Source organism: Yersinia rochesterensis, assembly GCF_003600645.1.
GTDB lineage: Bacteria > Pseudomonadota > Gammaproteobacteria > Enterobacterales > Enterobacteriaceae > Yersinia > Yersinia rochesterensis.
In genome coordinates this window covers 3,607,283-3,621,546 of record NZ_CP032482.1, presented here as the reverse complement: position 1 = coordinate 3,621,546, position 14,264 = coordinate 3,607,283, and the positions used below count along the sequence as shown (strand labels likewise).

The window sequence follows — 14,264 nt, the reverse complement described above, 5'->3', positions numbered from 1 at the left end:
CGCAGGGGTGTTAGCGGCGTTCACTTACCCGAATCACTTACTTGTGTAAGCTCATCGGGATGCGTTCGCTTGCTGCCTACCTGCAACTCCAATGACTTTGGGTATTGTTTTCAATGGATCACAACCTAATGAATAAACAAGAAATTACCCTGGCACACGGCAGTGGTGGGCGGGCAATGCAGAGCTTGATCGAATCCCTGTTTTTGGCGGCGTTTTCTAATCCGGCACTGAATGAGCGGGAAGATCAGGCGCGCATTGCGCTGGCAGATCTGACAGCACAGGGCGATCGGCTGGCGATATCAACCGACAGCTATGTGATTGATCCTATTTTCTTCCCCGGCGGCGACATCGGCAAATTGGCGGTGTGCGGCACGGCGAATGATGTGGCGGTCAGTGGCGCAACGCCGCGTTATCTTTCGTGTGGTTTTATTCTGGAAGAAGGGCTGCCGATGGTTGATTTGGAGCGCATTGTGCACTCAATGGCGGCCACGGCGCAGCAGGCAGGAATTCAGATAGTGACCGGTGATACCAAAGTGGTGCAGCGCGGTACGGCGGATAAGATCTTCATCAATACCACCGGCATCGGGGTGATCCCGGCGGATATCCAATGGGGAACCGCGATGATCCGTGCGGGTGATCGGATCATTGTCAGCGGTACCTTGGGCGATCACGGCGCGACTATTTTAAATTTACGTGAAGGTTTGGGTCTGGAGGCCGAGTTAGTCAGTGATTGCGCCCTGCTAGCCCCCTTGATTGCCCCCCTGCGCCATATTAGCGGTGTGCGGGCGCTACGCGATGCTACCCGTGGTGGAGTGACGGCAATTTTGCACGAATTTGCCGCCGCCAGTGGTTGCGGCATGGAAATCAACGAAGCAGATTTGCCACTGAAACCCGCGGTGCGCGGTATTTGCGAATTACTGGGGCTGGATGCGCTCAACTTTGCTAATGAAGGCAAACTGGTGCTGGTGGTCTCTCCCGCAGCACAAGCCGCTGTTTTAACTGAATTACATCGCCACCCACTGGGCCAGGATGCCGCGGTTATCGGACAGGTGACGGAGAATAAACAAGTGCGGTTATGCGGTGCATTTGGGGTCTCGCGGCGATTGGATTTGCCTCTTGACGAGCCGCTGCCCCGAATCTGCTGATCCCATTTGTCCTTGAAGCCGCAGGGGTGTTAGCTGCGTTCGCTCACCCGAATCACTGACTTGTGTCAGCTCATCGGGATTTGCTTACTTGCTGCCTACCTGCAACTCCAATGACTTTTGGGGGCCCATTTGTCCTTGAAGCCGCAGGGGTGTTAGCTGCGTTCGCTCACCCGAATCACTGACTTGTGTCAGCTCATCGGGATTTGCTTACTTGCTGCCTACCTGCAACTCCAATGACTTTTGGGGGCCCATTTGTCCTTGAAGCCGCAGGGGTGTTAGCTGCGTTCGCTCACCCGAATCACTGACTTGTGTCAGCTCATCGGGATTTGCTTACTTGCTGCCTACCTGCAACTCCAATGACTTTTGGGGGCCCATTTGTCCTTGAAGCCGCAGGGGTGTTAGCTGCGTTCGCTCACCCGAATCACTGACTTGTGTCAGCTCATCGGGATTTGCTTACTTGCTGCCTACCTGCAACTCCAATGACTTTTGGGGGCCCATTTGTCCTTGAAGCCGCAGGGGTGTTAGCTGCGTTCGCTCACCCGAATCACTGACTTGTGTCAGCTCATCGGGATTTGCTTACTTGCTGCCTACCTGCAACTCCAATGACTTTTGGGGGCCCATTTGTCCTTGAAGCCGCAGGGGTGTTAGCTGCGTTCGCTCACCCGAATCACTGACTTGTGTCAGCTCATCGGGATTTGCTTACTTGCTGCCTACCTGCAACTCCAATGACTTTTGGGGGCCCATTTGTCCTTGAAGCCGCAGGGGTGTTAGCTGCGTTCGCTCACCCGAATCACTGACTTGTGTCAGCTCATCGGGATTTGCTTACTTGCTGCCTACCTGCAACTCCAATGACTTTTGGGGGCCCATTTGTCCTTGAAGCCGCAGGGGTGTTAGCTGCGTTCGCTCACCCGAATCACTGACTTGTGTCAGCTCATCGGGATTTGCTTACTTGCTGCCTACCTGCAACTCCAATGACTTTTGGGGGCCCATTTGTCCTTGAAGCCGCAGGGGTGTTAGCTGCGTTCGCTCACCCGAATCACTGACTTGTGTCAGCTCATCGGGATTTGCTTACTTGCTGCCTACCTGCAACTCCAATGACTTTTGGGGGCCCATTTGTCCTTGAAGCCGCAGGGGTGTTAGCTGCGTTCGCTCACCCGAATCACTGACTTGTGTCAGCTCATCGGGATTTGCTTACTTGCTGCCTACCTGCAACTCCAATGACTTTTGGGGGCCCATTTGTCCTTGAAGCCGCAGGGGTGTTAGCTGCGTTCGCTCACCCGAATCACTGACTTGTGTCAGCTCATCGGGATTTGCTTACTTGCTGCCTACCTGCAACTCCAATGACTTTTGGGGGCCCATTTGTCCTTGAAGCCGCAGGGGTGTTAGCTGCGTTCGCTCACCCGAATCACTGACTTGTGTCAGCTCATCGGGATTTGCTTACTTGCTGCCTACCTGCAACTCCAATGACTTTTGGGGGCCCATTTGTCCTTGAAGCCGCAGGGGTGTTAGCTGCGTTCGCTCACCCGAATCACTGACTTGTGTCAGCTCATCGGGATTTGCTTACTTGCTGCCTACCTGCAACTCCAATGACTTTTGGGGGCCCATTTGTCCTTGAAGCCGCAGGGGTGTTAGCTGCGTTCGCTCACCCGAATCACTGACTTGTGTCAGCTCATCGGGATTTGCTTACTTGCTGCCTACCTGCAACTCCAATGACTTTTGGGGGCCCATTTGTCCTTGAAGCCGCAGGGGTGTTAGCTGCGTTCGCTCACCCGAATCACTGACTTGTGTCAGCTCATCGGGATTTGCTTACTTGCTGCCTACCTGCAACTCCAATGACTTTTGGGGGCCCATTTGTCCTTGAAGCCGCAGGGGTGTTAGCTGCGTTCGCTCACCCGAATCACTGACTTGTGTCAGCTCATCGGGATTTGCTTACTTGCTGCCTACCTGCAACTCCAATGACTTTTGGGGGCCCATTTGTCCTTGAAGCCGCAGGGGTGTTAGCTGCGTTCGCTCACCCGAATCACTGACTTGTGTCAGCTCATCGGGATTTGCTTACTTGCTGCCTACCTGCAACTCCAATGACTTTTGGGAGCCCATTTGTCCTTGAAGTGACAGGCGATTAACAAGTTGATAAGCGGGGAAATGTGCCGAATGGGTCGTAGCGACGTAAGTCGCCGGAGCGCCCATCGGTGCAGTCGCCCCGCGATCTCCAAGCTATAAAACAGGCTGCTGGCAGCCCCGTGAAGGAGTTTTTGTGGAGATAAACGGCCTCAGTCTGCGGATAAAGGGCAAAGTGCAGGGGGTGGGTTTTCGCCCTTATATCTGGCAACTTGCCCATCGTTTTGGGTTGTCCGGTGATGTCAGTAACGACAGCGCGGGGGTGACGGTTCACTTATGGCAAGCTCCGGCGGTGGCGGACTTTTTACAAGCATTGCCGCAAGATTGCCCGCCATTGGCGCATATTGACAGCATCGTCACCACGCCATACCACTGGGCGCAAGCGCCGCTGGATTTCGTGATTCACCACAGCGGGGCCGGGCAGATGGATACCCAAATCGTACCGGATGCCGCGACCTGTGATGCTTGCCTGAGTGAAATGAATAATCCTGCCAACCGCCGCTACCGTTATCCTTTTATCAACTGCACCCATTGCGGCCCGCGCTTTACCATTATCCACCGCATGCCTTACGACCGGCCCTATACCGCCATGGGTAAGTTTCCGCTGTGCGCGGCTTGTCAGGCCGAATATGACCACCCCGCAGACCGTCGTTTTCATGCCCAGCCCAATGCCTGTGCGGACTGTGGCCCACAACTGTGGTTGACGAAAGCTGACGGGAAGGCTGTGGCCCATGGCTTCACCGCACTAGAGCAGGCCGCCGCTGCACTGTTGGCTGGCGAAATTGTGGCTGTCAAAGGTCTGGGCGGATTCCACCTCGCAGTGGACGCCACCAATGCCGCCGCAGTAGCTCGCTTGCGTGAGCGCAAACAGCGGCCTTCCAAGCCGTTGGCGGTGATGTTACCTGGCATCGACTGGCTGCAAACCTGTGTGCAACAGACTGATAATGATGCATTACTTAGTTTGCTACGCAGCCCAGCGGCCCCCATCGTTTTAGTAGCGAAGCAGCCGGAAAGCCCACTTTGTGCGGCGATCGCACCAGAATTACCCGACATCGGCATTATGCTGCCCGCCAATCCACTGCAACATTTGCTGCTGCAACAGGTGGTGCGCCCGTTGGTCATGACCTCCGGTAATGGCAGCGGCAAACCGCCCGCCCTAAGTAATCAACAAGCTCTAAGCGCCCTGAGTGAGATTGCCGATCACTGGCTATTGCATGACAGGGAAATTGTGCAGCGCGCCGACGACTCATTGGTGCGTCTGACTCAGCAAGGGGCTGAAATGCTGCGCCGCGCCCGGGGCTATGTGCCAGATGCTTTCGAATTGCCGCCGGGGTTTAGTCGGCAACCGGCCATTCTGGCGCTCGGGGCCGACATGAAAAACACCTTTTGCTTGCTGCGAGACAGTAATGCGGTGCTGAGCCAGCATCTGGGCGATCTGGCAGACCGCGATATTGCGCAGCAGCAGCAACAGTTATTAGCGCTATTTTGCGATATTTATCATTTTATCCCGCAGGCGGTGGTGGTGGATGCGCACCCCGGTTATATCAGCCACCAGTTCGGCAAAGAGTGGGCCGCGCAGCAAAATATCCCCTGCACAGAAGTTTTACATCATCATGCTCATTTGGCGGCTTGTTTGGCGGAGCATGGCTGGCCGCGTCAAGCTGGGGCGGTGATTGGCCTGGCGCTGGATGGGCTGGGATATGGCGCGGAGGGGAAATTATGGGGCGGCGAATGTTTTCTGGTCGATTATGTGAATTGTGAATATGTTGGCGGTTTGCCTGCGGTGGCCTTACCCGGCGGGGATCTGGCCTCTTGCCAACCGTGGCGCAATTTACTGGCGCAGTTTCAGCGCTTTGTGCCGGACTGGCAAAACCTGCCCGCCGCGGCGGCTATCCCCAAACCGCAGGGGGAGGTACTGGCACGGGCGATTACGCGCGGCATTAATGCGCCATTGGCCTCGTCGACGGGGCGGCTATTTGATGCTGTGGCCGCCGCACTGAATATTGAGCCATCGACCTTAAGTTGGGAGGGGGAAGCCGCTTGCTTGCTGGAAGCGCTGGCATGGCAAAGTTCCCGAACCTCTCAAGCCGTTCAAACTGATCCGCCCGTCACTATGCCACTGCTCGACAATCAATTGGATTTAGCTACTTTCTGGCGGCAATGGTTGGCTTTTGATGCTTCACCGGCTGAGCGCGCTTATGCTTTTCACTTTGCTCTCGCACAGGGTTTTGCCCAGTTAGCCCGACAGACGGCACGGCATTATGGCATTGACACTATTGCCTTTTCCGGTGGTGTGCTGCATAACCGGCTGCTGCGCGAATTACTCTGCGAGCAATTGCACGACTTCCAGCTATTGATGCCCCAGCGCCTGCCCGCCGGTGATGGTGGTTTGGCGCTGGGGCAGGCCGTGATTGCAGCCGCGCGCGGTTGATTATCGGCGGACTGCGCTGTGCCAGAGCTGCAACGGTTTGTCCAGTAGCCGGGGAGTTTTGTTTCCGCATTCCTGGATGGCCTTTATCAACTGGATACTTTGGTGTCTTAATTTTTATCCGATTAGTTTTCTTTTCTGTTAGGGTTTTATTCCCAGATTAAATTTAATTATGGGCCTCTACGGGGGATTTTAATTTTTTAATTTATATCCTGCAAATGTTTTGCCATGGTTTAATATTTAAATGGAGAACATTCTCATTCTTTTGCTTTCCCGGCATTTTTCTACATTTCTGTTTTTTAGTTCCTTAATTAACATATAGGAAAATACAATGGTTATTCTGAACAGTTATAAGATAGCGGCGCTGTTTGCCGTCGGGATATTAGTGGCAGGATGCTCCTCAAAGGTTACAACTAGTGCGCAGTATTCTGGTTTTCTTGTTGATTACAGTAAGTTACAAGAGTCTGAGTCTGCCAGTGGCCAGAAAGTATTGCGTTGGGTTTCCCCAGATTTTAATGTTGAAAAATATACTGGCATTTATTACACGCCATTGATCTATTATCCAAAGTCGAGTCCAACTCAGCGAGTAAGTCAGAAAACATTAGATGAAATATTAGCTTACGCGAATAAAAGACTTAAAGAAGCTGTTAGCCAGCAATTACCGCTCGTCAATTCACCGAAGAAACGGAATATCTTGATTGTACGGGGAGCCATTACGGCGGTTTCTGCTGAAGATAAAGATCTTGAAGTTTATGAAATGATACCCATAGCTGCTGTTGTTGCTGGAACCATGGCGGCGACCGGTAACCGCACTCAGCATACTGCGCTTTATTTGGAATTACAGGTTATTGATTCCAATACCGGAAAACCCGTTATTGTTGTAGTGCGCAAAGCTTATGGTAAGGATATCAGTAATAGCGGCGTACCAATTTCTGCGGAACAAGTAAAAAGTACAATAGATGGATTGGTCTACGATATTGTTAATTTCAAACTGAAAAGCCAACCCACTCAGTAAAACTGCTGCGGCTCAGCCTCTATGAGTCATTCATCCAGAGACTGAGCCGCTTTTCTTGATGTTTTATTTATCGTAATCGGCCTGATGCGTAATATTTAATAATTCATTTAATTTCATTGGCTTACCTAGAAGATAACCTTGAGCTTCATCACAGGTTAATGCTTGCAGATGCTCAAGTTGTTCCGTGGTTTCAACCCCCTCGGCGGTCACTGTCATAGACAGCGCGTGGCCGAGGTTAATAATGCCCTCCACAATTGACTGCCCTTCATGGGACTGCGTTAATTCATCAATAAAACTTTTATCAATTTTCAGACCATCGAATGGGAAACGGCGCAGATAATTCAGTGAAGAATATCCAGTACCAAAATCATCCATCGATAAACGCACGCCGAGGGCTTTCAATGCGGTCATGGTTTTAAAGGCACCATCCGCATCTTCAATCATTATCCGCTCAGTGATTTCCAGTTCCAGTCGATGGCTCGGTAACCCGGTCTGCCGCAAAACTTGTCGCACTCGCTCGATCAGGTGTTGGTTGCGGAATTCAATGGCAGAAATATTGACTGAAATAATGAGTGAGGCGGGCCATGTAGCTGCATCCTGACAGGCTTGAAGCATCGTCCAGTCGCTGATGGCGCTGATCAGGCCGGTTTCTTCTGCCAGAGCAATAAATTGATCTGGCATCAGTAGCCCCAGCACCGGGTGATTCCAGCGCACTAGCGCCTCGGCACCGGTAAGTTTTGTCCCTGCAATGCGATAACGCGGCTGATAATAAAGGTTGAATTCATTGTGTTTAATCGCCTGGCGCAAGAAACGCTCTAATTCGCTGCGTTGCATTAGGCGGTCATTCATTTCACTGGAATAAAAACTCCAGCTGTTGCGGCCACTATTTTTGGCTTCATACATGGCAATGTCGGCAAAGCGCAACAGCTCCTCGGCTTGCATGGAGTCCTGTGGTGCCAGTGCAATACCAATACTGGCACTGATAAAAATATCCTGATTATTAATGACATATGGGCTTTCAATGCGGTCAATAACGCGTGTGCAGAGGTCTTCAATTTCTTTGATTGAAGACAGCCCGGTAATAATTAGAATGAATTCATCCCCCCCTTGGCGAGCGACTAAATCCTGATCGCGCAAACAACTTCTCAGCCGTTCAGAGACCTGATGAAGCACCTGGTCACCCGCAATATGGCCAAAGGTATCGTTAACCGGCTTGAATTTATCCAAATCGACATTGAGGATCACCAACGGATGCGGTGCAGCGGTTAAATTACGCAGCTTACTTTCCAGAAATTCTTTCATTCTCATACGGTTGGGTAAACCGGTCAGCGAGTCATGCAGAGAAAGATGCTGAATTCTCTCCTGTGCTTCTATCTCTTGGGTGATGTCAGAGACGGTGCCACGAAAACCAATGTTTTCATCATTTTTGATGATGGGTTTGGCATAAACGCGGCAAATACGCTTATCACCTTTGGCGGAGAAATAGGTGCATTGCAGTTCATTGCGGGACTCTGTTAAATGCGTGTATTGCAGCCAGGATCGCAGCGGAATATGGTCACAATTGAGCAATGAGTCGAGATTACGACCCAGCCAGCGCTCGACACTAAGCCCGGTAATAGTGAAAAATCGCTGGGAGAGATAGGTGATGCGCAGGTTGGCATCTGTTTCCCATAGCCAATCGGTGGCGGCTTCCGCCATATGACGAAAGCGCTCTTCGCTGGCAATTAATGCCACTTTATTTTCATCGGCAATGTGCGCTTCCGACAGCGCGCGCCGCAGAATCCACCAGCCACTCAGCCAGAGAATAAGAGCAATCAGCGCCAGTAATGGCAGTAAGATATTGAGTAGTTGCGCGCCGGGCATATTTTGGTTCCAGTGCAGCGTCACTACACTGTTGTCATTTGCCGCTAATTCTTTTGATGATGATTGATTTGAAGGTAATTGTGTTGACGATAACTGAAGGGAGGGACTGGACGCCGCATCTTTTTTATCCCGGGCGGTGCGAAGTTGGTGAATACCATAATTTTCCCCCAAAATATTCAATTCGGTTTGGGTCAGTATATTAATAAAGACCAGAACAGACGGAGGGCCAGCCACAGGTTTAATCCGTGGGTCATTGCCGGTAGTTAATATCGCTGCAGCAACAATGGCTGGTACCCCGGCCACATTGACGATTTTCGTGGCGGCCTCTGGTTTTTCGGCCTGACGGCGTACCGAATCAATAAACGGCGTAATATCTTCATCGAGCCAGTCTTGTAGACGGATATTCACCAACTGCCCATTGATGACGGAATAACGGGTTTTCCCCTGTCCATCAATGACAAAAACACCTTCATAGCCAAAGTCTTTATAAAGTGATGGCCCCAGATTTTGGCTAACAAAGGCCCAGTCAGGATCGACGGTGACATGTAAGTGTTCATAGGCATCGCCCCAATAAGCATTATCTTTTATTCTGGTTTTGATCGATTTTTGGCGCGATTCCCATGCTTTTTCCAGCAGAAAACGGCTATTGGACTCGGCTTGTTCATTTAATTGTGCAGCAAGATAGATAATGCCCGTGGCGGCAATAATAATGATTGCCCCAACCAGCAAAACCATAGTCCGCAAAGCCCGTTTGGCAAAGAAAACATTTTCCCCTCTGGCCCCCGCTTCTGGTGGGGTGGAGTTTGTCATAGTGAATTCCCTTATACCCATCATCTTTCAAATTGCAGCAGTGTTGGCTGCACTTAATTACTCGGGTCATCCATGGGCAACCCCTATTTGTCATCTTCCCTCACAAAGAAATAGACTGGGTGCGCTGAGAGAATATCTGTCTAATCAGCAGAAAGTGAAAGTGCTGAGATAATATAAACTAGTATAACTCCGCCGAGTTATTATTTTAGCTTAGAATAATATGATGTTTTTCTGCGGTTTTTTCATTAAAAAAGAATAGAAATAAAACCAAACTGACTATCTATCCTTCATGGACAATGAGTCTCAAGTGTTTCGCTGAGCGCTGGGAGGATTGTTTGTACAGCGCCAGAATGATTGTTATTCAGGTTTTAGTCTGCAATATGAATTTTTGCCGCAAGACGTTAAAGTGACTTAAGATTATTATTAATCACGCTAAGTTTATTTACCCCGTACCCACACTAATTGCCCGCCGAGAGTAAGGAATAAATGACCATGTCTACACTGAATTTGGTTCGCAACGCGATAATGGTTAACGCGCAGCGAATCCTATGTGCTCGGCTATCTTCTCTACCCATATATGCTTTTGTGTTAATGCTGGGTATCAGCACACATAGCGCCGTGGCAGCAGCACCTTTACCGGCGGTGACTGTCGCGGTAGTGGTCTCTGCTACCCCAAATACTGCGTTGCAGTTTCTCGGCCGGGTGGAAGCCATTCAGGCCGTGGATGTAACAACCCGCACAGAAGGGTTTATTGCCGCCAGATTGTTTACCGAAGGGCAGATGGTTAAGCAGGGGGATTTATTGTATGAAATTGATCCGGTCTTACATCAAGCATCCGTCACTCAAGCACAGGCGCAATTAGATAGCGCAACCGCCAGCGCTAACCATGCGCAGGTGACTCTCACTCGCTTGCAGCGCTTGGGGAATAATCGCTCGGTAAGTCAGGCGGAAGTCGATGAAGCACAGGCGCAGCGGGATATCAGCCGGGCGGCGGTGGCTCAGGCGCAAGCAAACCTACAAATTCAGCAATTACAACTCGGTTTTACTCGCATTTATGCCCCGATCACCGGCCAAATTGGTCACAGCCGCTTTAACGTTGGCAGTTTGATTAACCCGGCCAGTGGTACGCTGGTCAGTATTGTGCAGCTCGACCCTATTCGGGTAGCTATTGCTGTTAATGAAAGAGATTACATCACCGCCACCTATCAATTATCCGCAGCAAGTGGCGGATCTGCGAGTGAAAACAGCGCACTGGCATTTAAGCATTTTACTCCTCGCATTCAACTGGCGAATGGCAAGCAATATCCGGAAAGCGGCGTCTTTGAATCTATTGATAATCAAATTGATAAACAGACCGGCACTGTGACTATTCGAACTCGTTTTGACAACCCACGGCATTTATTACTGCCCGGCGGGGTGGTGAATGTGTCGCTGGCCGCCGAAACAGCAAAAGCCGTCGCGGCCATTCCGATTGCAGCATTGCAACAGAATAAGCAGGGCCATTTTGTATTGGTGGTAACGGATAAAGATCAGGTAGAAGTGCGGCCTGTCACTCTCGGCGAGCAGTTTGAGCAGCAATATGAAGTGAAAGAGGGGTTGAAAGTCGGCGAGCGAGTCATTGTGTCAGGGCTACAACATGTCCGGCCTGGCATGACAGTGAGCGCCAGTGTTGCACCACCGCTGACTGCGAACTAAGGGGAAAGACCGATGCTACATTTCTTTATCCGTCGCCCCAAATTCGCCATTGTTATTGCATTGGTGATAACCATTGTTGGCTGGGTGTCATTGCATGTGATTCCGGTGGAGCAATATCCGGATATCACCCCGCCGGTTGTCTCTGTCAGTGCGGTTTATCCGGGGGCCAGTGCCCGCGATGTGGCGCAAGCTATTGCCTCCCCGCTGGAAGCTCAGGTCAATGGTGTCAGCAATATGCTGTATATGGAATCCACCAGTGGCAATAACGGCAGCTATCAACTGAGCATCACTTTCGCCAGCGGCACTGATCCGGATATGGCCGCAGTTGAGGTGCAAAACCGCATTTCTCAGGTGAGCGCCCAGCTCCCGGCTGAAGTGAATGAAAACGGCATTTCAGTGCGCAAACGCGCTTCTAACCTACTATTGGGAGTGAGTGTCTTTTCACCCAAACAGACTCATGATGCCCTGTTTGTGAGTAACTACACCAGCATACAGCTGCGTGATGCTATTGCGCGTATCAATGGTGTGGGTGATGTGCAGGTGTTCGGTGCCCGTGATTACAGCATGCGTGTTTGGTTGAATCCACAACGCATGGAGTCGCTGAATGTTAGCGTGCAAGACATCATCGCAGCATTGCAACAGCAGAACGTACAGGCGGCTGCCGGGCAAATAGGTTCGTCGCCATCATTGCCCGACCAACAACAAACCCTGACTATCAGTGGGCAGGGGCGGCTTTCCGACCCACAGGAATTTGCTAATGTCATTATTCGTAGCAATCCACAGGGCGGTATGATTCGGCTGGGTGATGTTGCCCGCGTAGCGCTGGGGGCGCAGAATTATCAAGTCAGCGCGGCGCAAAACCAGACTGAATCGGCATTCTTAGTGGTCTATCCGGTACCCGGCGCTAATGCATTAGATGTGGCCAATGGTGTGCGTGACGAAATGACCCGGCTATCAGCGGCTTTCCCGCCGGATCTGACCTATGAAATTAACTACGATTCCACCTTACCGGTCACGGCAACCTTGCATGAAATTGCACTTTCGCTGACCTTGACTCTCATTGTGGTGCTGGCGGTGGTGTATCTGTTTTTACAAAGTATGCGGGCGACCTTTATTGTCGCGCTCACCATTCCGGTTTCGCTGCTGGGCACCTTTGCGGTGCTGTATGTCTTTGGTTACTCGGCAAATACCCTCAGTCTTTTTGCCATAATTTTGGCGCTGACCATTGTGGTGGATGACGCCATTGTGGTGGTCGAAAACGTCGAGCGCTTATTATCGATTGACCCGAATCTCACACCCGCAGAGGCAACCAAGAAGGCGATGAGCCAGATTGCCGGGCCGATTATTGCCACCACGTTGGTGCTGATGGCGGTATTTGTGCCCATTGCGATTTTACCGGGCATTGTCGGTGAGCTGTATCGGCAGTTCGCGGTCACCCTCTCGGCGGCAGTTATTTTGTCCAGTATCAATGCGTTAACCTTAAGCCCGGCACTGTGCGCGGTATTACTTAAGCGCCGGACATTGTCGACTACCGGGGTGTTCGGCGGGATTAACCATGGGCTGGACAGCGCCCGTGATGGTTATGTCACATTGACGGGGAAAATCAGTAGCCGCGCAGTATTCAGTATTGTCGCGCTGTTGTTGGTGGGATTTGCCACCTGGTGGGGCTATACCCGCCTGCCCACCTCATTCTGGCCGGAGGAGGATCAGGGCTATTTCTTCGTCAGCTTACAATTGCCGGATGGGGCTTCTCTGAACCGAACTCAGACAGTCATGGACCAGATGTATCAGCAGGTGGCCGCCAATGATGCTGTCGAAGATGTGATAAAAATCACCGGTTTTAGTTTGCTCAGTGGCAATAACTCACCCAATGCCGGTTTTGCGATTGTGATGCTTAAACCTTGGGGGCAACGCCCGCATATTAATCAGGTTCTGGCGAACATTCAGGCCAATTTGGCGGCGATTCCGTCGGCGATGATCATGGCGGTCAATCCACCGGCGATTGCGGGTTTGGGCAGTGCTTCGGGCTTCGATTTGCGCATTCAGGCGCTCCTGGGGCAAACACCGTAAGAACTGGCACAGGTCAGTCAGGGGATCATTTTTGCTGCTAATCAGGACCCGAAACTGAGCCGTGTATTTACCACCTTCAGTGCTTCGGTACCAGAAACCAATCTGAGTATTGACCGAGATCGTGCGGCATTATTACAGGTGCCGGTCAGCCGTATTTTCCAGACCTTGCAGACCTCTCTTGGGGGAATGAATGCCGGCGATTTCACCTTAAATAACCGCATGTTCCGAGTGCAATTACAAAATGATATGGATTTCCGTCAGCGCACCGCCCAAATCAATAGTTTGAATGTGCGTAGTGATAACGGCGCATTGGTCAGTTTGGCCAATCTGGTGACTCTGACGCCTTCAGTTGGTGCTCCTTTTATCAGTAATTTCAATCAGTTCCCTTCAGTTGCTATCAGTGGTTCGGCGGCCGATGGTGCCAGTTCGGGTCAGGCAATGGCGGCGATGGAAGCACTATTGGCGCAGAATTTACCGCAAGGTTATAGCTATAGCTGGAGCGGGATGTCATGGCAGGAGCAGCAAACTGGCGGTCAGGTGGTGTTTATTTATCTGGCTGCGTTAGTGTTCGCTTACCTGTTCTTGGTTGCTCAGTATGAAAGCTGGAGTATCCCGCTGGTGGTCATTCTGTCAGTGATATTTGCGGTGGGCGGTGCGGTGGCAGGGTTGTCAGCGATGGGCTTTGCCAATGACGTGTACGCGCAAATCGGATTGGTATTGCTGATAGGGTTGGCGGCCAAGAATGCGATATTGATTGTCGAATTCTCAAAAGCCCGACGGGAAGAGGGCGCGAGTATTGCTCAGGCGGCACAAGATGGTGCCAAACAGCGTTTCCGTGCGGTGATGATGACGGCAATTTCGTTTATTCTCGGCGTGATGCCGCTGGTCTTCGCCAGTGGCGCGGGCGCGATGAGCCGTCAGATTATTGGTATCACCGTGTTTGGTGGCATGTTAATGGCCACCGCCGTAGGGATCTTCTTCATTCCGGCGCTGTATCTGCATATTCAGCGGTTACGGGAATGGACAAAATCGCGCAAACACCCTTCAGATACTGATCCGCAGCATTAATCATTAGCTCAGTCTGCCACCCTGAAATGGGTGGTAGAATCGGGCTAAGTGG

General features: G+C 51.4%; 5 protein-coding genes and 1 pseudogene. 5 read left to right on the top strand and 1 reads right to left on the bottom strand.

What is annotated here, in order from left to right; all coding sequences use genetic code 11:
• Positions 1-128 precede the first annotated feature (128 nt).
• From hypE to DXZ79_RS16770, 3 genes are all read left to right on the top strand, one after another.
• The gene (hypE, locus tag DXZ79_RS16780) at positions 129-1,145 is read left to right on the top strand and encodes a hydrogenase expression/formation protein HypE (protein WP_120011468.1); all 1,017 of its coding nucleotides are present in this window, start codon (positions 129-131) and stop codon (positions 1,143-1,145) included.
• Positions 1,146-3,399: 2,254 nt separating this feature from the next.
• The gene (gene hypF / locus DXZ79_RS16775; protein WP_038639240.1) at positions 3,400-5,694 is read left to right on the top strand and encodes a carbamoyltransferase HypF; all 2,295 of its coding nucleotides are present in this window, start codon (positions 3,400-3,402) and stop codon (positions 5,692-5,694) included.
• 328 nt (positions 5,695-6,022) lie between these two features.
• Positions 6,023-6,706: a DUF3313 domain-containing protein gene (locus DXZ79_RS16770; protein ID WP_038639243.1), complete on the top strand. Its 684-nt coding sequence runs from the start codon at positions 6,023-6,025 to the stop codon at positions 6,704-6,706.
• Between the two features lie 63 nt (positions 6,707-6,769).
• On the opposite strand, the gene DXZ79_RS16765 is transcribed toward DXZ79_RS16770, so the two are convergent.
• On the bottom strand, positions 6,770-9,379 hold the full coding sequence (locus DXZ79_RS16765) for a bifunctional diguanylate cyclase/phosphodiesterase (RefSeq protein WP_162928756.1): 2,610 nt from the start codon (positions 9,377-9,379) through the stop codon (positions 6,770-6,772).
• 525 nt (positions 9,380-9,904) lie between these two features.
• Here DXZ79_RS16765 and DXZ79_RS16760 point away from each other — a divergent pair.
• Together DXZ79_RS16760 and DXZ79_RS16755 are read left to right on the top strand one after the other, a co-directional pair.
• The gene (locus DXZ79_RS16760; RefSeq protein ID WP_230852387.1) at positions 9,905-11,074 is read left to right on the top strand and encodes an efflux RND transporter periplasmic adaptor subunit; all 1,170 of its coding nucleotides are present in this window, start codon (positions 9,905-9,907) and stop codon (positions 11,072-11,074) included.
• Between the two features lie 12 nt (positions 11,075-11,086).
• Positions 11,087-14,212, top strand: a pseudogene (locus DXZ79_RS16755) (efflux RND transporter permease subunit).
• Positions 14,213-14,264: the final 52 nt, after the last annotated feature.

Excerpts from the sequence above, each read along its gene's own strand:
- DXZ79_RS16770 (WP_038639243.1), top strand. The coding sequence starts at position 6,023 with ATGGTTATTCTGAACAGTTATAAGATAGCGGCGCTGTTTGCCGTCGGG.
- hypE (WP_120011468.1), top strand. The coding sequence starts at position 129 with ATGAATAAACAAGAAATTACCCTGGCACACGGCAGTGGTGGGCGGGCA.
- DXZ79_RS16765 (WP_162928756.1), bottom strand. The coding sequence starts at position 9,379 with ATGACAAACTCCACCCCACCAGAAGCGGGGGCCAGAGGGGAAAATGTT.
- DXZ79_RS16760 (WP_230852387.1), top strand. The coding sequence starts at position 9,905 with ATGGTTAACGCGCAGCGAATCCTATGTGCTCGGCTATCTTCTCTACCC.